Origin of the sequence: Streptomyces sp. NPDC021356, assembly GCF_040641015.1 — a bacterium.
Taxonomy (GTDB): Bacteria; Actinomycetota; Actinomycetes; order Streptomycetales; family Streptomycetaceae; genus Streptomyces.
On the sequence record NZ_JBFACU010000043.1, the window covers coordinates 20,185 to 39,527 of the forward strand.

Genomic DNA, 19,343 nt, shown 5'->3' on the forward strand with positions numbered 1-19,343 from the left:
GTGCCCCCGTGCTCTGTCGTACGGCGGTGCGAAAGCGTCGGCGGCGGTGCGTCGGTGCGTCGGTGCGACGCGCCGGGTCCGCTGAGTCCGCTGAGTGGCTGACCGTACGGCTGCGCGGTTGTCGTATGTCGTACGCCTTTGCCACGTGCGCGGTCGGTCCCAGCACATCACATAACGCACGCATGTTGTCACTACTCGTTGCGAATTGACCGAAAGTGGAAGGAGGAGATCCGGTAGTTCTTCCTCCGGTTCGGCGCCCGTCGGAGTCAGGCCAGCCGTACGGGCTTCTCCGGGCGTATGCCCGCGTCGATGAGCCAGGTCCGCAGCGGCAGGGGGTTGCCGTCCTCGACCAGGGCGAGGACCCGGGGGCCCAGGTCGGCGGCTCTCTCGCCGTCGATCAGGAGGGCGGGACCGTCGAGCCAGTCGAGGCCGGGGGTGGCGCCCGCCGTGTCCATCGCGGCGCAGCAGACCATCGCGGTGACATGGTCGGCGAGGAGTTCACGGCCGGTGCGCGGCGGCTGGAGGGGGAACAGGGGCAGCGCGCCCTCGTCCCAGGGAAGCGCGCCCTGGGCCTGGCCGGAGGCTTCCGCCGTGGCCGCGCGGGTCCCGGGCCCGGTGGTCTCCTCGCGGGCCAGTTCCGCGCTGAGGCCGGCGGCGAGCGCGGCGCTGCGCTCGTTGCCCAGACCGGCCTCTTCGTCCGGGTCGGCGAGATCGGCAGGAGCAGCAGGGCCCGCGGAAGGCGCGGAGGCTATGGGGACTGCGGGGACGTCGGGGCCTGCGGAGTCTGCGGAGTCTGCGGGAGGGACGGGGTCTGCCGGATGTGCGGGATCCGGGGCGGGGCTCGTGCCGTGGTCCGCCGCGGTCCCCGGGGCCGGGTCCGAGGCCGGGCCGAGGGCGTCGGTGGAGGTCGGCGGATGGCCGGAAGGGGACTGCGCCGGGCCGGACAGGTGATCCAGGACGCGGGCCAGGGTCGTGCCGTGCGGATCCTGCGCCGGGGAGTCCGGGGAGCGGCGGACGCCCATCGTGTCCAGGACGCGGTGCAGCCGGGCGGCGTCGGTGCGCCATTTGCGGTCGACGACCTCGTCGGGGTAGTCCTGCCAGGCCACCGGGGCCCAGTTCGGGCCGCGCTCGGCCGGGCCGCCGTGGAAGAGTCGCGCGGCCAGGAGCGAGGCGGCCTCGTCCACCGTGCCGGGCTCCTCCAGCAGGTCGCAGGCGGGCCGCTCGCCGAGCCGGGAGGCGAAGCCCTCGGCCAGGCGGTCCCGGCGGGACAGCTCGGTGAGCGCCGCGACGACGCCCGCGTCCAGCCGGGACGGCCAGCGGCCCATGCGCCAGGCGGGGAGCGCGACCCGCGTCAGCAGCCGGTCCCAGCCCGCGTAGGCCAGGCCCACCTGTTCCTGGGCGACGATGCGCAGGCCGTAGTCCACAGCCTGTGCGCGCTCGGCGGCGGCTGCCGCCACGCCCCGCTCCATCTGGGCCGCGTCCTCGCGGCAGCCGCGCAGCATCAGCCGGGCCACCCAGCCGACGCCGGCGCACACCGCGTGCGACAGGGGACATCGGCCGGCCGTGGAGGCGGCGGCCACCGCCGCGTCCAGCCCGCGGACGAACCGGCGGGCCGCGGCTATGTCGGGGTGGGCCGACGGGCCCGTACCGGCCACCACCGGGGCGAGGACGGCCCGCAGTTCGCCGACGCGCATCCACCACAGGAACGGGGAGCCGATGACGAGGACGGGCGCCGCCGCGCGGCGCGGACGAACCACGGACGGGCCGCTCGGCCCCTCCGGCTCCTCCCGGTCGCCGCCCGCGGGAGGCGCGTGGGCCGGATGGGTGCGGTCCTCCAGCCAGCTGTCGCAGTCCGGGGTGAGCGCTATGGCGGAGGGGGCAGGGACGTCCAGCCGGTCGGCGAGGTCGCGCACCAGGCGGTACAGGTCCGGCGCGGACTCCTCCGGGACCGGGACCGTCGGGCTCATGGCGGGGCGGGCGCGGGCCACGACCAGTCCGACGCCCGCGGCGGCGAGCAGGACGACGACCGCCACGGCGCCCACCACCCACCGGGCCAGGCCCCAGCCCGGGCCGACGAGGTGGCCCGTGGATCCGCCCGCGAGCAGGATCACGGCGACGGCGGCGGGCAGCAGGGCGACGGCCAGCGCCCGGCCGCGGACGCGCAGCACGGCCAGGGCCCGGGAGCGCGCCGACTGCGCGCCGACCTCCGCACCGGTTCCGGTCACGACCTGACGTCACCCCCTCCCGACTGCCTCGAACTGCCCTGTGTTGCTCACTCCCCCACTGTGGCACCCGCCACTGACATCGCAATGCCGGTGGGCCAAGTGCCGGAACGCTTGCGCCGCACCCTAGTTGGGGGCCCGGCCCACGTCAGCCGGATGGGCCATTGCTCACTCGATGGAATGGCTTTGGTCAGAGGTGGATGACGCACAGCAAAGATCAGGCCCCGGATCCTGTCCGGGGCCTGATCTTCGGAAGGTGCCTCGAAAGGCCTGGTCCTGAGCGGTGCCGAGCAGCCGCCGCGGGCACTGAGTGGCGCCGAACACCCGCCGCGGGCGCTGATCGGTGCCGAGCACCCGCCGCGGGTGTTCCGGGCGTTCCTACGCGCGCGGCGGGCGCTTCGGGCACTCCGGGCGTTCCTACGCGCCCGCGGCCGCCTCGGCGGCGATGTCCGTGCGGTGCTGGGACCCGTCGAGGCGGATGCGTCCGACAGCGGCGTACGCCCGTTCGCGGGCCTCGGTCAGGTCCTTGCCGGTGGCCGTGACGGACAGGACGCGGCCACCCGCGCTCAGGACGGCGTCGTCCTCGCGCCGAGTGCCCGCGTGCAGCACGTACGCGTGCGGGGCGTCCTGGGCGGCCACCTCGTCGAGGCCGGTGATCGGGTCGCCGGTGCGCGGGGTGCCGGGGTAGTTGTGCGAGGCGAGGACCACCGTGACGGCCGCGTCGTCGCTCCAGCGCAGGGGTGCCAGGTCGGCGAGGGAGCCGGTGGCCGCGGCCAGCAGGACGCCCGCGAGGGGGGTCTGCAGGCGGGCCAGGACGACCTGCGTCTCGGGGTCGCCGAAGCGGGCGTTGAACTCGATCACCCGGACACCGCGGCCGGTGATCGCGAGGCCCGCGTAGAGCAGCCCGGAGAACGGCGTGCCCCGGCGGCGCATCTCGTCGACGGTGGGCTGCAGCACGCTCCGCAGCACGTCGTCCACCAGCTTGGGGTCGGCCCAGGGCAGCGGGGAGTACGCGCCCATGCCGCCGGTGTTCGGACCCTCGTCGCCGTCCAGGGCGCGCTTGAAGTCCTGGGCGGGCTGGAGCGGAAGCACCGTCTCGCCGTCGGTGATGGCGAAGAGGGAGACCTCGGGGCCGTCCAGGAACTCCTCGATCACCACGCGGTCGCAGGCGGCGGCGTGCGCCCGGGCCGCCTCGACGTCGTCGGTGACGACGACGCCCTTGCCCGCGGCGAGTCCGTCGTCCTTGACGACGTAGGGGGCGCCGAAGGCGGCCAGCGCCTCGTCGACCTCCTTCGCCGTGGTGCAGACGTAGGACCGGGCGGTCGGGACACCGGCTCCCGCCATCACGTCCTTCGCGAAGGCCTTGGAGCCCTCCAGCCGCGCCGCCTCGCCGGACGGGCCGAAGACGGGGATGCCCGCCTCGCGCACGGCGTCGGCGACCCCGGCGACCAGCGGCGCCTCGGGGCCGACGACCACCAGGTCGGCACCGAGCCGGCCGGCCAGCGCGGCGACGGCCGCGCCGTCGAGGGCGTCGACCGGGTGCAGCTCGGCGACCTCGGCGATGCCGGCGTTGCCGGGCGCGCAGTGCAGCGCGGTGACGTCGGGGTCGAGGGACAGGGAACGGCACAGGGCGTGCTCACGAGCGCCGCCGCCGATGACGAGGACCTTCACGGGGTCAGCCTAACGGCAGGGCGCGGCCCCGTTTTGTGCGGGTTGCCGGGGGGCCGGGAACGGGCCGCTCGTACGTTCCTCCGAGGCGGGACCGTATCCAGGCCCCGCACCCCCGCTACTCCGTGGGGTACTCCTCCACCACGGTCGCGCCCAGTTCCCGCACGATCAGGTCGTGGCCGGACAGGGCGGACTCGTCGAGGTCGGGGTCGTCGTCCTCGGGGATGTCGTCCTCGGGGGCGACGGGGGCGGGCTCCGGTGCGGAGGCTCTGCCGGGCCGGGCCGCCGTGGCCGGGCCGGTTGCGGAGGCCGTGCGCGTCGCCGAGGGCCGGTCGGGGGCCGGGGCGCCGGGGCCCGGAGCCACGGACGCGGTCTGGGGGGCCGCCGTACGCTGCGGGGCCGCCGGGCCGCCCGGGTGGGCGCCGCTGCCGCCACCGCCGTAGCCACCGCCTCCGTAACCGCCACCGCCTCCGTAACCGCCGGAGGGCGCGGGCGCGGGGGCGCCGCCACCCGTCGGGTCGACGACCGCCTCGATCTTCCACTGGACGCTGAACTGCTCGGCCAGGGCCTGCCGCAGTACGTCCTCGCTGCCGCTGCTCGCGAAGTTGTCCCGCGCGCCCGCGTTGACGAAACCGACTTGGAGGGTGGTGCCGTCGAAGCCGGTGACCTGGGCGTTCTGGCTGAGCAGGATCCAGGTGAAGCGGCGGCGGTTCTTCACCGCCTCCAGGATGTTCGGCCACAGCTGGCGGGGGTCGAGTCCGCCGCCCGCGGGTGCGGGTGCGGATGCGGGGGCGGCCGGAGCGGTGGCCCGGGCGGCGGGTGCGCTCCCCGGCCCGCCCACCGGGGCGCCTGCCGCTGCGGCGCCGGTCCCGGGCGCGGGCTGACCGCCGCCCGGTGCCGCCGCCGTGGGCCAGCCACCGGGCCGCCTGGCCCCGGCACCGGCCGACGCGGCCGTGGGCCAGGCACCGGGCGCACCGCCCGCGGACGGACCGGCAGGCGGAGCCGTCGGGGTCGGGGAGGAGGCAGGCGGGGGCGGCGGGCCCGCGGGCGCCTCCTGGGTACGGTCACCGGCGGCAGGGGCGGCCGGAGCCACCGGAGCGGCGGAGGCGGCCGGAGCCACTGGGGCGGCCTCCGGCCGGGCCGAGCCACCGGCAGCACCTGAAGCACCGGGAACCGCCTGCACCGCCTGAGCACCCGACGCCTGCGCACCCGGCGCACCCTGCGCCCCCTGCCCGCCCTGGGGCCCGGCGGTTCGTACCGCCGCCCTGGCCGCCGCGGGGCCGGCGCCGGGCGGCACCGGACCCACGGCGGCGACCGGACCGGCTCCGCCGTGCGCCTCGGGCCCGGGCACGTAGCCCATCGCGGGCGCTCCCGCGCCTGTGCTGAAGCTCACGCCCCGCTCGATCCGGTCGAGGCGGGCCATCACGGACCGCTCGTCGCCGTACGCGGCGGGCAGCAGCACGCGCGCGCAGATCAGTTCGAGCTGGAGGCGGGGCGAGGTGGCGCCGCGCATCTCGGTCAGGCCCTCGTTGACCAGGTCGGCGGCGCGGCTCAGCTCGGCGGGCCCGAAGGAGGCGGCCTGGGCCTGCATGCGTTCGATCACGTCGGCGGGGGCGTCGATGAGCCCCTTCTCGGCCGCGTCGGGCACGGCGGCAAGGATCACCAGGTCCCGCAGCCGCTCCAGCAGGTCGGCGACGAAGCGCCGCGGGTCGTTGCCGCCCTCGATGACGCGGTCGACGACCTCGAAGGCGTTCGCGCCCTGCCCGGACGAGAACGCCTCGACGACGGAGTCGAGCAGCGAGCCGTCGGTGTACCCGAGGAGGGAGGTGGCCATGGCGTACGTCACACCGGCCTCTCCCGCACCGGCGAGCAACTGGTCCATGACGGACATGGAGTCACGCACGGAACCGGCTCCGGCCCGCACGACCAGCGGGAGCACCCCGTCCTCGACGGGGATGTCCTCCTTCTGGCACACCTCGCCCAGGTAGTCCCGCAGGGTTCCCGGCGGGACCAGCCGGAAGGGGTAGTGGTGGGTCCGCGAGCGGATCGTCCCGATGACCTTCTCGGGCTCGGTGGTCGCGAAGATGAACTTCAGGTGCTCCGGCGGCTCCTCCACCACCTTGAGCAGCGCGTTGAAGCCCGCCGACGTGACCATGTGGGCCTCGTCGATGATGTAGATCTTGTAGCGGCTGCGGGCGGGCCCGAAGAAGGCCTTCTCCCGCAGGTCACGGGCGTCGTCCACACCGCCGTGCGAAGCGGCGTCGATCTCGATGACGTCGATGGAACCGGGGCCGTTGCGCGCCAGGTCCCGGCAGGAGTCGCACGTGCCGCAGGGCGTGGGCGTCGGGCCGTTCTCGCAGTTCAGGCAGCGGGCGAGGATCCGCGCGCTGGTCGTCTTGCCGCATCCGCGCGGACCGCTGAACAGGTACGCGTGGTTGACCCGGTTGTTCCGCAGCGCCTGCTGCAGCGGGTCGGTGACATGCTCCTGCCCGATGACCTCGGCGAAGGACTCCGGTCGGTAGCGGCGGTACAGCGCGAGAGACGACACGCATACGAGGTTATAGGCGCCCACTGACAACCGGCCCGGCCCGTGGAACCCGCCGCCCCACGCAAGCGCCCCCCACGCACCCGCCAGAGCCGACCTACCCTTGCTGCCTTCCGGCCCTGGGGGAGTTCAGTCAGATAGCGCCGCGTGAGGGGCTTCCGAAAGACTACCCGATCCCGGGGCCGGGGAACGAGTTCGCGAGCACTCCTCCGCGTCATGTAATGTTTCCGGCGGAGGATTCGCCTAGAGGCCTAGGGCGCACGCTTGGAAAGCGTGTTGGGGGCAACCCCTCACGAGTTCGAATCTCGTATCCTCCGCCATTGCTCTCACCGGGCAATACGCCGAAGGGCCCCCTGGAAACAGGGGGCCCTTCGGCGTTGTCCTCAGACCCCGTTGTCCTGGTCTTTGTCCACAGCGAGATTTTCCGGGGCTCCCCAGATGGCGCGCTCGATCTTGCGGGCCGCCTCCTTGAGCATGGGATCGGTCACGTGCAGGTACCGCGCGCGCATCCGTGCCGCGCCGCCCGGCTCCCATCCCATGATCTGGTCGATGACCCGGTCTGGCACCCCGAGCAGCATGAGCACGGTGCCCGCGGTGTGCCGTGCATCGTGCAGACGCCCGTCCCGGACGCCGGCGTCTCCCAGCAGCCGCTTCCAATCGTGGTAGTCCGTGTTGGGACTGAGCGGCCCGCCCAACGGCTTGGTGAACACGTACTCGGACTCGGCCCACAGGTTCCCGGCCGCCGCGCGCTCCCGGGCCTGCGCCTCTCGGTGGGAGCGGAGCATCACGACCAGCGGGCCCGGGAGCGGCACGGCGCGACGCCCGGCGCGTGACTTCGTGTTCTTCGTCTCGCGCCGCACCTGCACCCGGGCCGGGCAGTAGCCGGCCTTCCGGCCGCACGGCGCTGCCTCACCGCACCCGTGCTCGTACTTCGGCCGCAGCCTGTTTCGGCGAAGCTTCAGGTACTCGTTGTCCAGGTCCACGTCCGACCAGCGCAGGCCGAGCGTCTCGCCTTGCCGCAGCCCGAGCGCAAGGGCCAGCATCCAGCGAGCACTGTTGCGACGCTTGTTCACTTCGAGCAGGAGGCTCTGCACCTCATCGACCGAGTAGGGCTCTACCTCGGTCTCGTCCTCTTCCATCCTGGGAGGCTTCGCGAGCGCGGCAGCGTTCTTCGCTGCGTGGCCGCGCCGCACCGCTTCCCCCAGAGCCGTGCGGGCCGTTCGGTGAGCCTGGTGGGCGGTGCCTGCCTTGCTGCCGGCGCTCTGCATCCGGCGGTACAGGCTCTCCAGGTGTTCAGGCTCCAAGCGGTCGATGCGGTGCTTGCCGATGCCCGGCACCAGGTGCACTCGGACCGCCACCTCGTACCCGTCGTACGTGTTCTCGCTCACGACGGGCTTGGCGATGTTCTCGACCCAGTGCTCAAGCCACTTCGCCACCGTCCACGGCTTTCCGGGCTGGCGCGCAGACCCTTCGTCGCGCTGCTTCTCCAGGCGCCGGACTTCGTCCACCAGCTCTTTGCGCGTGGGGCGCGTCAGGTGCCGGCGGTACGGCTCCCCGTTGTCCTTGTAGCCCATGGGGACACGGGCGTGCCATCGGCCGTCCTTGCCCAGGTAAAGGGCCGATTCGCCATTGGCCCGGCGAGTGCGCTTCTTCTCCTCTGCCACTGGCAGTTCCTCCGGTCGGTGCGAAGCAGACAAACCCGGGGGCGCCGCCCGACAGTCGGGCGGCGCCCCGGAACGGTGCGATCAGGCGGCGCGCTGCTCAGCGCGGCGGCGGGCGAGATAGGCGGCGGGAGCGTCGGCGGGGACGCGCCGCAGTCCGCCGATGGTCAGGGACTCCAGTTCGCCGGTGCGGATGAGGGCGAAGCAGGTGGTACGACCAACGCGGAGGCAGCGGGCGGCCTCTTCCACGGTCAGCAGAACGGGGGGCAGGTCGCCGGTCTCGGTGGGCGGCGCGAGGTCCACGGTGGCGATGCTCATGGAAAGGTCTCCTCTGGGCTGTCCTTGGGGGTGCCTCTCTGAGGGCCGCTACTTCCGCTACCGCCGCTACCGTGCAGGTCAGGGGCCTGTCGGGGGTAGCGGGAAGGGGTAGCGGTAGCGGCGGGGTAGCGGGCCGCGGGGCTGCTTCCCGCTACCTCATCGGTGCTGGTCAGGCAGCGTTTTCGGTGCCGGGTAGCGGAAGTAGCGGACTTTCCGGGGGAGGGGGGCAGTAGCGGGCCCACGCGTCGTGCAGATCGGCGGCGTAGTAGCCCTTGAGGACGCTCCCGGCGGTCTTGATGTTGCGGGAGGCGATGGGCTCGTTGTCCGCCGTCATGTACTCCGCGAGCATCCGGGACAGGCGCCGGTTGTCGAGCGGCTTGCCCTGGAGGTCGGCCCACGGGGCGTCGTCCAGGGCGTTGAGCCGGTCCAGAACCGCGACGGTGGGAAGGCGGTCGATCCCGACCATGACGTGGTCGCGCAGGTCGCACAGCAGCCGGACCCCGAGACTGCCCTTGTCGTTGGCCTTGGACGCGGTCACCAGGTGCACGCACGCAGCGCGGGCCCGGTCCGGCCAGTCGCCACCGGCGGCGTCCGCGATGGCGAGCAGGGGTTCCCACACGTCCGCCGGCCGGTCGGTGACCCCGTCGGGCATCTGCGGCCACGCCCCCATGACGGAGTCGCGTGCCTGCTCCGTCCACTGGGCGAGCCGGTCACGGAGCTTGTGCCCCTCGGCCTCATGCACGCGGGCCCGGAAGGATTCCACCTGCTCGTTGCGTGCCCGGCGGCGCATCCGGATGACGACGGACCGCGTCATGATCGTGTCCGGCAGGGATCCGAGTCCGGCGACCGCGACCGCGCAGTACGAGGGGAACGCCTGAACGGTCTGGTTGCCCCCGTCCCCGATGCACCGGTAGGTGACACCGGTCCGGCGGTGGCCGGCGTTCAGGAACCCGCGAAGTTCCTCGTTGTCCCCCGCCTTGGGCCCGAAGATCGTATCGATCTCGTCGAACAGGATCGTGGGGCGCCCGTTGGGGCTGGACACGGACCGGAACAGGGCGGCGGCGGACGCGTTGACCGCCGTCATGGGCTGCGGCACGAGGGTTTCCACGATCTCCAGCGCCCGCGACTTCCCCGACCCCGGCTCGGGCGAGAGGAACGCGAGACGCGGGGTGGAGTCGAAGCAGTCGAGCAGGTGGGCGTGGGCGTCCCACAGGGCCACGGCGACGTAGGCGGCTTCGGTGGGGAAGACGTTGAACCGGCGGTGGAAGGCTTCCACCTCGTCGAGCAGCGCGGCGCCGTCCATGGGAGTGGGGGTCATGCTGCGGCCCTTCCTTCCTGGGGGGTGCGGAGCGGGCAGGTGTCGCGGTGGGCGGTGTGGGCGTCGATCAGGGCGAGGACGCGGCGCTGTCCTACGGCGCTGCGGTCCCAGCCGCACAGGCACCGCGACGTCGCGGTCGGGGTGGCGCCGCGCGGTGCGCTGATGGTCAGCCATGCGATGGGGTAGCGGCCGTCGCCCGTGCGCGGGTCAGGGCGAAGAGCAGTAGGGACGCCCTGACGGGCGACGCCTTCCGGCTCGCCCACGCTCGTCCGGGGCTTGGCCGGTGCGGCGGGGCGCGGGCGGTCCGGGGTGGGGGTGATGCTCTTCAGGCAGGGGCGGGGACGGGGGTTCATGCCGCATCCCGCCTTGCCTGGTTGTGGGCGATGGACCAGTTGAGTGCGCTGCGGAGGGTCGAGCGGCACTCGGCCGCGGACAGGCCGGCCGCCTCCCCCGCCTCCTGAAGAGCCTGTTCAACCACGTGCCGGGGGAGGTCGCCCCACGCGACGAACCGTCCCAGAGCGCGCGCCGCCCGGAACAACGCCGACTCCCGCCAGCCGAGTTGGGCCGTGGCGACGTTCCGGGTCTCGTTGGCCAGTGCGGTGTCAGCGTATGAGCGGGATTGCCCCACTACGGCCACCGAGGGGGCCTGTGAGGGCTTGGGGGCGGGCCGCAGGATGCTCAGCAGCCATCCGGGCACCGGGACGCTCTCAGCGCCGCACAGCGCTTCGTAGGGTCCGGTGGGGGTGATGCTGCCGGCGGCGACGACGTATCCGCCCCACGCCCGGGTGTCCACCAACGCCCCCACGGTCCCGGCCGTATTGGTCAGCCGGATACTGTCCGGGGCGGTGAAGTACAGGTGGGTCCCGCCGCTCGCGGTCCGCACCCGGTAGGTGTCGGGGACGGCGTGTCCGGCGCGCTCGCAGAGCGCTCGGAAGGTTGTCGCGCCGCCAGGCGCGTCCGAACTGCTCTTGTCCTTCGGCATGTCCAGGTCGACGACCAGCAGCCCGGACGGGCCGGTCGCGATCCCGACGTTGAACGGCGCCCGCGACCACGCCGCACGGATCCGCTCCGGGTCGGTGGTGGCGCGCTGTTCCCACTTCAGGTGCCCGTCGGCGCACGAGCCGGTACGGGGGCAGGCGGCCTCCCCGTGGAGGGCGGGGCGCTTCGTGCCGGGGCGCAGGGGGAAGACGTGCCAGCCGCGTTCGGCCGCGTTCAGGGCGGCGCGCATCAGGTCCTCGTTCACGCGGCCACCTCCAGGGAGGAAGCGAGGTGGGTGAGGGCGGCGCGGCCGATGTGCTCGGCGTAGGCCGGGGGGATGCACTCGCGGATGCCGTCGCGGTTCATCCACGGCACCCCCAGCACCCGGCGGGCCAGGTCGACGCCGGAGAAGTTGCCGACGAACTGGCCGTAGTGGCCGGGCGGGACCGGGCGCCCCATCTTCGCCTGGGGGACCAGGTGTGCGGGGTGGTCCGGCTGGACCAGGCGGAAGCCGCCGCCGGTCTCGAAGAACCGGTGCCGGTAGTTCGCCAGACGGAACATCTGCCCGCACAGCATCACCGGAGCGCGCAGCTTGGGTAGGGCGCCGCCCACGTTCTCCATCACCCACGGCCGCCCCGTGGCTTCCAGCGCCGTGCGGGTGGGGGCGATCAGGTCGGGGTGGCTGTTGCCCTGGATGCGCTGGCAGTCGCTGTCGTGCTGGCAGGGCGGCGAGCCGTGGATGAAGTCGAACTCCGCCCCGTGCTCCAGCACGAACGCGATCGCGTCGGCCTGGATGAACCGGTAGGGGTAGCGGGGCTGCGGGTCCTTGTCGATGCCGGTCACGTCGAACCCGGCGTCGGCGTAGCCCTTGGCGGCGCCGCCCTGGCAGCAGTACAGGTCCAGTAAGCGCGGCCGGTGGCCGGGCACTCGCCGGATGAGGGTCGGTTGGGTCATGCTGGGTTTCTCCAGTTCCTTGGTTGGTTCTGGCTGGCAAGGGCGGCCCCACATTCATTGGCGTGAGGTGGGGGCCGCCCTTGGTGTGCTGATGCTGTGGTGGTGGGTTGTTCCCCCAGCGCCGTGGGGGCACGGGGTGTCGGCGCGGGGGCAGGTGATCAGGGCCCGTGAGATGTAGAGCCCGGTGGCCGACCAGTAGCCCCACACCACGTCCGTGGAGCGGTTGAGGCAGTCACGGGCGTAGGCGAGCTGGGTAGCCGGTGACAGGTCCCGGGGGCCGCGCGGGAAGGCGTCCAGTTCCGTCCGCAGCCATCCGTACGCGCTCTGGTCGGTGTCGGGGGCGGGGTAGGTGGCGGCCAGGAGCCGGGCGGGCTTGAGCAGCCACTGCCTGATCTCCAGCGGGGGGACGGGGCAGCCGGGGTCGCGGCGGTCCCTGTCCGGTGGCAGTTCCCTGCCGTTGTACGCGTAGGCGTGCCAGTGGAGCCCGGACATGCGTCCTGTCCCCGGTCAGCCGTGGAAGTGGTTGCGCTTGAAGACGGCCTTGCGGATGTTCACCGTGGTCCCGCCCCGGTGCCCGCCCGAGCCGAGGACCCGCACGGCGATGAAGCCGCCGAAGATGACGGCGGCCAGGATGATGAGCTGGGTGATGAACGCGGTGAGGGCGGCGATGAACGCGGTCAGCAGGAACAGCCCGCCGCAGACCGCGGCGAACCCGATGCCGCCGAGGGCGATGTTCACGGCCGTGCGGGACACGGCTGGCTTGGCGGTGAGGGGTTCGGGCTGTGCGGGGTGGACGGCGTAGCCGGTGACGATCCTGCCGTCCGGCAGGACGATGCTCGCGACCGCCGGTACCTGGTCCGGCTGGACGGGAACGAGCGGCGCCGGCGCCGTGGCGGCGGGCGGGAACAGGGTCGGCTGGTGGACCTGTGTGGCCCGGATCACGGGCGGGTGCGGTGCGTGTTCGGGGTGCATGCGGAATCCCTTCCGGTACGGGTCGGGGGAGGCAGGGAGACACCCTGCCGGGAGGCTTCTGGAGGGGGGTTCCGGGCCCTGAGTTGGGGTGCCTCCCCGCCTCCCCGAAACGGTGTTTTCGCTGATCAAGGCGGGGGAGGCGGTCCGGGGAGGGGGTTGGGGAGTTCTCCCCGCCTCCCCGGACCGGACGGCGGTGCCTCCCCGTTACTCGGCGGCGGAAGCGGAACCGTCCGTGTCGCGGTTGGCGAGGGCCCGCAGGACGTGATCGCGGTGGATGACCATGACGCCGTGGGACTTCTTCGGCTCCTCGCCGTGCTCCTCCAGCAGGCTCTTGAGCCGGTCGTTGGTCCACTGGTCCCCGTAGACCTGCGGGGCCAGGGAGTGCAGCCGCTTGAGGACTTCGTTGGTCCGCAGCCGGGCCGCGTCACCGATGACGGTGGCGACGTCTGCGAGCGCGTCGCGCTCCTCGGCCTGGTCGATGACGCGCAGGGTGGTGACGCCGTCGCGCAGGGCCTTGGCCCGGGCGGCGATTTCGGCGGCCGGCTCGTCGTCGATGAAGTGGGTCCGCACGGTGATGGACGCCTGCCCGGCGGGAATCGCGATGCCGTCGGAGGCGACGACCAGGGTTCCCTTGTCGAGCCCCTGGCGCAGCAGGTGCGGGGCCGCGCCACCGTTGACGGCCTTGTCCCCCAGTGCCATCCGGGACTGGGATTCGGTGCCCACGACGAGGGAGGCGCGGGTGTGGGCGCCCTCGCGGACCAGCTTGGGAAGGTTCTGGTCGGTGGGGTCCTGCGTGCCCTGCCACATCAGCACGTCGACCGCACGCCCCTGGTTGTGGATCTTGCGGACGGCCATGAAGTACCGGGAGGTGGCCTTGGAGCCGCCGTAGGGCCGCTTGTCGTCCCCGACGACCGGGCACATGAACGCCAACTGTGCCTCGTCCACCAGGACAATGAGCGGCTGGAACACGGCAGCCGGGTCCCGGCGTCGCTCCTCGATCCGCCGGTTCATTTCCTCCACCGCGTCCTCGACCATCTCGGTCGCCTGGATCACGTGGCCATCGGAGGGACCCTCGATCAGCACTTGGGCGATGCCATCGAACATGGCCCAGTCCCCGATGCCCTTGAGGTCAGCGATCCAGAACTGCACGGAGCGGTCCAGCGCCAGCCACAGGGCCAGCGCCCGCAGCGAGGCAGTCTTGCCCTGGTTGGACAGGCCCGTGACCAGCAGGTGCCGCTGATACAGGCTGATCAGAGCGGCGTCGCCGCGCAGGTCCTGCCCCCACGGCGCGCGGCCGGTCTTGTAGTTCGCGGTCAGCGTCTCGTCCGTGACCAGCGGGGACGGCCCGATCGGCTCGTCCAGCGCGCCCGAGTCCGCGATCCACAGGCGGACTGTGCGGGCGGCTTCCGGGATCGTGATGAACACCTCGTGCTCGTGTCGGGTCAGGTTCTCCGCGAGCTTGCGCCGCCGTCCCTGCACCTCGTTCGTGGCCACCCCCGAGGGAAGGGTGACATCGACCTCGACGCCGCATCCGGCGATGCGGATGGGTCCGAGCATGGCCGCGCCGGCGTCGCCCATCTCCTTGATGGCTCGGGCCAGGGCCGGGACGCCGAGGTCGCGCAGGGCCTTGACCACGATGGACGGCGTGATCGGTTCCCCTTCCCCGGACCGTGCCGTGACGGGCAGGGCCCACTGGGGTGCGGCCTGCTGCTTGCTGCCCACCGCCCACAGGGCCAGCAGGGCCAGGAACGGGCCGACCGAGACGAGCGGTCCCCACACCACACGGACGATCGTGATCATCAGGTTGATGAACTCGACCACGGCCATGAGCGGGGTGATCACGTCGGCCGGGTGCTTGGTGGCCACCGCCATGGCGATACCGAGCAGGACCAGGCCCCCGATCCCCACGCCGGTGCCGACTGCGGCGCCCTTGGCGGCGGCGAGCGGGGAGTGCAGCAGGTCCATGCGGCGGCGGTGGCGTGCCTCGCGGTAGCGCTGCCCGCGCTCCTCCCACTCGGCCGCCGCCTCGTAGTTGCCCGCGGCTTCCGCCGCACGCAGCATGCGCTCATAGCGGGCGGCCGTGCGGCCGTCCCACGTGCGGCGTGCGACGATCCGGGCCCCGCCGGCGACGTAGAGGGAGTGCCGGGCCACCAGCCGTGCGGCCGTGCGGGTGTTCTCGTGCTTGAGAGCGGTACGGACCGCACGCCCGGAGCGCACCCACAACGGCACGGCCGGCGGGGTGGGCTGGTCGGGGACGACGCTCAGGTCGGGGCGAGGGGATTCCTCGGGCGGGTCGGGGTTCTTGTGCAGGTGAACGACGGTGCCGCTCATGACGGACACACTCCTGACTGCCCCCGGGGCAGGGGGCGGAAGATGAGGGGCCCGGGGCGGCCGTAGCGGCCCCGGGCGGTCGAGATGTGCAGCCGCGCAGGTCACGCGGCGGGGACGGCGGCGCGGTGGGGGGCGGTCACCACCAGCGGGACGGCTTGCCGGGGACGAGGTGCGGGTGGCCGTTGCGCATGTGGTCCACGCACTGGGGGCAGTCCTCGCGCGGCTTGAGCTTGCGGTGGATGCTCCGGTCGTGGGCGTGCTGCCAGCACTGCGGGCACTCACCGGGCGGCGCGACCAGACGGGACACGGTCACCACCAGCCGGTGGACTTCTTGGCGGACTTGGCGGCGGCGGCCTCGTTCACGATCCGCTGACGCTCCGTCTGCAGGGCGGTGATCTCCGCGATCAGCCGGGTCTCGGCGCTCGTCCAGGCCGTCTCCAGGCGGCGGTCGGCGCGGTCGGTGCTGCGGCCCCGCAGCACCGAGTAGGAGCCGCCGGCCATGGCGGCGAGGATGGTGCGGCGCTCGCGGCCGTCCAGCGGCCACAGTTCCTTCTGCCGGACCGCGTCCAGCTTGCGGGTCGTCTCGCGGATCGCACGGTCCAGGCGGCGGGTGTCGGGCTTGCCCATGTCAGGCACTCCTCAAGGAGTCGTCGTGCAGGTCAACGGGGGTGGGGTAGGCGCAGGGCACGCACATGCCGAGGGCGGCGGGGATGACGTATCCGGCGTCCCGCCCGCACTGCGGGCAGGTACGGCGGGCGGCGTTCGCCCTCTCCAGCGCGGCCCACCGGGCGGGCGTCATCGGGCGGACCGGCTTCGCGGCGTCGATGCGGTAGAGGTAGGCGATGAGCGGGCCGCGTCGGCGGCGGGGGCGTTCGAGCTGGGCGGCGGGGTCCTGCCCGCCGGGCCGCAGCCCGGCGGCGCGGAGTTGGCGGCGGGTGGCGTAGCCGTCCGGGGCCAGGCGCCACCGGAAGACGGGAAGGGCGCCCATCAGGCGACGCGCTTCCACGCGGCACGCAGGCGGACTTCGGATGCGGAGTGGCCGGCGGCGCGGAAGCGGGTGGCCATCTCGCGGTAGGACAGCGGGGGTGTCTGGCTGAGGCGGATCTGGTCGACCAGCACGTCCAGCGTGTCATCGGTGAGCGCGGGCGCCGTTTCCAGCGCCGGAACGGGCTCGGTGGGCCCCCACACGGGCAGTTCCCAGCGGGCCGTGACGCCGGGCGTGACGGGGGCCGTCACGCTGGTCAGCGCCCTGCCGGTCTCTTCCCCGGCCCGCGCTGTCTCCAGCGTCGACCACGCCTTGGACAGCTTCTCGGCGGTGCGTGCCTGGACGTGTGCGACGCGTGCCCCGGCCGCCGTCACGGCCGTCAGCCGGGTCTCCTCGGTGGTGGCTTCGGCCCGCAGCCGGGCGCGGGCCACGGCCGCTTCGTCGCGAGCTTCCTGCTGAATTCCCCGGATCGCTTTCAGGGCGGAGTCGGTGAGCGCGGTCCGCTCCCACAGGCCGTGCACGAGCCACAACGCCTTCGCGGCGATCGGAAGCCACGCGACTGCGAGCCATGCGGCGGACCCGTCGGCGGTGAGGGCGTGGGCGATCAGGACGCCGGCGGCGATGAGGCCGAAACCCCAGCCGACCGCGGTGACGGCCCGGTTGTGATCGCCCTGCGCGGCGAGTCGGCGTTCGTAGGCGAGGGTGGCCAGCCATCCCCCGTCGATGCCGAGCCCGACCACCAGCGCGACCGGCCACGGCACGGCCCCACCGAGCCACATCACGACCACAGCCAGAGTGAGGACCATCGAGACGGCCGTCATCGCGACGGCGGGCAGTACGGTCTTCGCGCTCACGACCGGCCCTCCCGCCACGGGAAGGGCCGGGTGTGGTCGGCGGCGCGGAAGAGCCGCACGGCGAGCCCCACGGGCGTGTCCGGCTTGGGCACCGGGCGGGACCCGGTGACCGAGGCGAGCAGGCTGACGGCGTGGTGCTCGCAGCCGTCCGCGCCGGCGTTCGTGCTGTCCAGGACGGTCACGACGACCGGGCCGCTGCACGGGGTGGGGTCCTCGGGGTGTGCGGCCGGGCACCGGGACGCCACCGGCCCCGGCCCGGCCGTCTGCCCACCGTCCCCTTCGACCAGGTCGACCAGGTCGCGCAGGGAGGTCTCCAGCTGGCCGATGATCCGGGCCATGGCGGTCCCGTCCAGCAGGTCCACGTCCTGGGCGGCGGCCAGCGTCTCGCGGGCCGCCGCGACCCGGTACCGCTCGAAGCGGCTCAGGGCGAAGCGGGTCATCACGCCACCTCCCCCGGGGTGCGGTTGACCAGCGCGACCCGCGCGGCCAGCGCCCGCCGCCGGGCCCGGCGGATCCGGCGCGCGTCCAGCTCGGACGGGGTGCGGTCCAGCGTGACGATGTGCGCGTCCAGCAGCTCGACGTCCGCCAGGATCACGGGCATCTCGCGCTCGATCGCGTCCAACTCCGCGTCCGTCGGCTCCATCCACGGAGCGAACGCGGTAACAGCGTCCTGAACAGTGACGATGTGGTCCATTGGGTCTTGTTCCTCTCGCACAGGAACGGCCCGACAGCGGCTCCCGGGAGGCACCCCGGGAGCCGCGCGCCGTTGAGATGGGATGGCCGCACGAGTGGTGCGGTGGGCCGCGCGAAGGGCGGCCGGTGCCCCGGGCCGGATCCGATCCGGCGCCCTCACGACCCCGCCGGAAGACGGGACCGGGGCAGAGGGCGCAGGGCGGGTCAGAAGAGCTTGGAGGCTTCGCGGGTCAGCCGCTCGCACGCGGTGATAGCCGCCTCCCGGGCCCCGTTCAGAGCCTCGGGGGACTCGGCGCCGCGCAGGCGGTAGGTGGCCGTGGCCGCATCCTCCGCGACCCGGGAGAGCCCCGGAAGGAGGATGGACAGCGTGGTCAGCGGCGCGGTGATCGCGCTGCGGGTCGCGTGGCTCTCCGCCCGCGCCGCCTCGTAGCCGGCCGAGTCCGTACCGGTGAGCCGCAGGTCTTCCCGGACCCACATCGCGCGGCGGTGGTCGGCCAGAGCCACCGTCAACGCGGTCACGGCCGCCAGACGGTCACGCCGCAGCGCCGTCCGGTCCGTGCCCCGCTGCTGAAGCACGTACATGGTCACGGACCCGAGCAGAGTCCCCACCACAGCGATCAGGCTTTCCCACATGAGCTACCCCCTTGAAACGGTGTCCGGTGATTCCGGCTCCCCTCGGCGCTGCTCGTACGAGACGAGCAGCGGAGGCAACCGGCCGCAGCGATGCTGCGGAAGCTGGGGTTGCGCTGTACTCGCGCATGGGACTGAACCCGTGCGCGCCCGCCCTCTTGTTTGCAGAGGTGAGGCGGGCTTCCCTCGACACACTGTTGAGTTGTCAACCAACAGACGCTTCCTTCGTACTCACCCCTGCGGGCTTTCCTCCGGGGTGCAGTACCTGTTTTACAGGTACTGCATAGGGGTCCGTCAAGTGCAGCGACGGAATCTCTCTGGTCTTGCGCCTGAACTTCTTGGCGCACCATCAGAATCGCTGCTGGTCAGGGGCGTTGGTTACCCCATACGTGGACAGCTCAGGGAGTTCTGGCTACGGTCAAGAGGTCCCTAGACGTCCCACCGGGGGGTGTAGATGTCCAACGAGCGCTTACGGTCAGCCCTGCTCGCGCGGGGCATGAGCGTCCAAGACCTGGCCGACGCCATCGCGGTCAACCCGAAAACGGTCGAGCGTTGGATCACGCAAGGGAAGGTGCCGTATCGCAGACACCAGTACGCCACCGCCGCAGCCCTCAAGGTCGATGTCACCACGCTGTGGGACGACGGTCGGACTTTGGAGAGCGCGGCAGACCTGGCCAAGGCGGAGATTGTGGCCGTCTACCCACACCGCCACACAGTGCCCCCGAACCTGTGGCGTGAGATGTACGCGCGTGCCGAGACGAACGTTGACGTGCTCGTCTACTCCGGTCTCTTCCTGTCGGAGGACCCCCTGTTCCTCGACCTTCTGAAGCGCAAGGTCGAAGGGACCACCCAGGTGCGCATCCTGCTCGGAGATCCGGACTGTGAAGCCGTGCGGCAGCGCGGCATAGACGAGGGCCACCGGGTCATGGATGGCAAGATCCGGAACGCGTTGGTGAACTACCGACCGCTCTTCAAGAGCCACCCTGAGATCAGCTTTCGGCTGCACGCCACGACGCTCTACAACTCCATCTATCGAGCCGATGACGAGATGCTCGTCAACCCTCACGTCTACGGCATCGGTGCCTACATGGCCCCCGTCTACCACCTGCGCCGGATGCCGGGGAGCAGCCTGTTCGACACGTACGCAAATAGCATCGAACAGACTTGGGGCGGCGCTCGCCTGGTCTCGGACCGCGACATCACAGGAGCCTGAT

At 72.7% G+C, this 19,343-nt stretch carries 20 protein-coding genes, 1 tRNA gene and 1 other RNA gene; 2 read left to right on the forward strand and 20 right to left on the reverse strand.

Translation table 11 applies throughout. The features are described 5' to 3' along the window. Positions 1–266: 266 nt before the first annotated feature. The 4 genes from AB0G56_RS36440 to ffs form a co-directional block, all read right to left on the reverse strand. On the reverse strand, positions 267–2,225 hold the full coding sequence (locus AB0G56_RS36440; protein WP_360978698.1) for a hypothetical protein: 1,959 nt from the start codon (positions 2,223–2,225) through the stop codon (positions 267–269). Between the two features lie 414 nt (positions 2,226–2,639). Then, positions 2,640–3,893: a phosphoribosylamine--glycine ligase gene (purD, locus tag AB0G56_RS36445; RefSeq protein WP_360978701.1), complete on the reverse strand. Its 1,254-nt coding sequence runs from the start codon at positions 3,891–3,893 to the stop codon at positions 2,640–2,642. 115 nt (positions 3,894–4,008) lie between these two features. Next, positions 4,009–6,438: a DNA polymerase III subunit gamma and tau gene (locus AB0G56_RS36450; RefSeq protein WP_360978704.1), complete on the reverse strand. Its 2,430-nt coding sequence runs from the start codon at positions 6,436–6,438 to the stop codon at positions 4,009–4,011. A gap of 58 nt (positions 6,439–6,496) precedes the next feature. Next, positions 6,497–6,595: signal recognition particle sRNA small type (gene ffs / locus AB0G56_RS36455), an RNA gene on the reverse strand. 72 nt (positions 6,596–6,667) lie between these two features. Here ffs and AB0G56_RS36460 point away from each other — a divergent pair. After that, positions 6,668–6,755 (forward strand) — tRNA-Ser (locus AB0G56_RS36460). A gap of 63 nt (positions 6,756–6,818) precedes the next feature. Here AB0G56_RS36460 and AB0G56_RS36465 read toward each other — a convergent pair. The 16 genes from AB0G56_RS36465 to AB0G56_RS36540 form a co-directional block, all read right to left on the reverse strand. Beyond that, positions 6,819–8,099 carry a site-specific integrase gene (locus AB0G56_RS36465; RefSeq protein ID WP_360978707.1) on the reverse strand — a complete coding sequence of 427 codons (1,281 nt, stop codon included), beginning with the start codon at positions 8,097–8,099 and terminating at the stop codon, positions 6,819–6,821. Between the two features lie 81 nt (positions 8,100–8,180). Further along, a complete protein-coding gene (locus tag AB0G56_RS36470; protein ID WP_360978710.1) occupies positions 8,181–8,414 on the reverse strand; it encodes a helix-turn-helix domain-containing protein in 234 nt (77 codons plus the stop codon). A 169-nt stretch (positions 8,415–8,583) separates the two neighbouring features. After that, a complete protein-coding gene (locus tag AB0G56_RS36475) occupies positions 8,584–9,732 on the reverse strand; it encodes a DUF3631 domain-containing protein (protein ID WP_360978713.1) in 1,149 nt (382 codons plus the stop codon). Continuing rightward, a complete protein-coding gene (locus tag AB0G56_RS36480) occupies positions 9,729–10,085 on the reverse strand; it encodes a hypothetical protein (protein ID WP_360978716.1) in 357 nt (118 codons plus the stop codon). The genes AB0G56_RS36475 and AB0G56_RS36480 overlap by 4 nt, the downstream gene beginning before the upstream one ends. After that, positions 10,082–10,960 (reverse strand): bifunctional DNA primase/polymerase, encoded by an 879-nt coding sequence (locus tag AB0G56_RS36485; protein WP_360978803.1) that lies wholly within the window; start codon positions 10,958–10,960, stop codon positions 10,082–10,084. The genes AB0G56_RS36480 and AB0G56_RS36485 overlap by 4 nt, the downstream gene beginning before the upstream one ends. Before the next feature lie 11 nt (positions 10,961–10,971). Further along, positions 10,972–11,664, reverse strand: a complete 693-nt coding sequence (locus AB0G56_RS36490) for an SAM-dependent methyltransferase (protein ID WP_360978719.1) — start codon at positions 11,662–11,664, stop codon at positions 10,972–10,974. A 54-nt stretch (positions 11,665–11,718) separates the two neighbouring features. Then, complete coding sequence (locus AB0G56_RS36495) at positions 11,719–12,156, reverse strand: hypothetical protein (protein WP_360978722.1); 438 nt, start codon at positions 12,154–12,156, stop codon at positions 11,719–11,721. A 15-nt stretch (positions 12,157–12,171) separates the two neighbouring features. Further along, a complete protein-coding gene (locus tag AB0G56_RS36500) occupies positions 12,172–12,636 on the reverse strand; it encodes a hypothetical protein (protein ID WP_360978725.1) in 465 nt (154 codons plus the stop codon). Between the two features lie 204 nt (positions 12,637–12,840). Further along, positions 12,841–14,967: an ATP-binding protein gene (locus tag AB0G56_RS36505; RefSeq protein WP_360978728.1), complete on the reverse strand. Its 2,127-nt coding sequence runs from the start codon at positions 14,965–14,967 to the stop codon at positions 12,841–12,843. Between the two features lie 136 nt (positions 14,968–15,103). Next, positions 15,104–15,280, reverse strand: a complete 177-nt coding sequence (locus tag AB0G56_RS36510; RefSeq protein WP_360978806.1) for a pRL2-8 — start codon at positions 15,278–15,280, stop codon at positions 15,104–15,106. After that, positions 15,277–15,594, reverse strand: a complete 318-nt coding sequence (locus tag AB0G56_RS36515; RefSeq protein ID WP_360978731.1) for a hypothetical protein — start codon at positions 15,592–15,594, stop codon at positions 15,277–15,279. The genes AB0G56_RS36510 and AB0G56_RS36515 overlap by 4 nt, the downstream gene beginning before the upstream one ends. Position 15,595: 1 nt before the next feature. Continuing rightward, positions 15,596–15,955, reverse strand: a complete 360-nt coding sequence (locus AB0G56_RS36520; RefSeq protein WP_360978734.1) for an RRQRL motif-containing zinc-binding protein — start codon at positions 15,953–15,955, stop codon at positions 15,596–15,598. After that, positions 15,955–16,806: a protein spdB gene (locus tag AB0G56_RS36525; protein WP_360978737.1), complete on the reverse strand. Its 852-nt coding sequence runs from the start codon at positions 16,804–16,806 to the stop codon at positions 15,955–15,957. The genes AB0G56_RS36520 and AB0G56_RS36525 overlap by 1 nt, the downstream gene beginning before the upstream one ends. Continuing rightward, positions 16,803–17,246 carry a hypothetical protein gene (locus AB0G56_RS36530; RefSeq protein WP_360978740.1) on the reverse strand — a complete coding sequence of 148 codons (444 nt, stop codon included), beginning with the start codon at positions 17,244–17,246 and terminating at the stop codon, positions 16,803–16,805. Before AB0G56_RS36530 ends, AB0G56_RS36525 begins: the two co-directional genes overlap by 4 nt. After that, positions 17,246–17,500 (reverse strand): DUF6284 family protein, encoded by a 255-nt coding sequence (locus tag AB0G56_RS36535; RefSeq protein WP_360978743.1) that lies wholly within the window; start codon positions 17,498–17,500, stop codon positions 17,246–17,248. Before AB0G56_RS36535 ends, AB0G56_RS36530 begins: the two co-directional genes overlap by 1 nt. Before the next feature lie 203 nt (positions 17,501–17,703). Then, positions 17,704–18,132, reverse strand: a complete 429-nt coding sequence (locus AB0G56_RS36540) for a protein kilB (RefSeq protein WP_360978746.1) — start codon at positions 18,130–18,132, stop codon at positions 17,704–17,706. Positions 18,133–18,583: 451 nt separating this feature from the next. Here AB0G56_RS36540 and AB0G56_RS36545 point away from each other — a divergent pair, with 451 nt between their 5' ends. Then, the gene (locus tag AB0G56_RS36545; RefSeq protein WP_360978749.1) at positions 18,584–19,342 is read left to right on the forward strand and encodes a helix-turn-helix transcriptional regulator; all 759 of its coding nucleotides are present in this window, start codon (positions 18,584–18,586) and stop codon (positions 19,340–19,342) included. The last annotated feature ends 1 nt before the right edge of the window (position 19,343 follow it).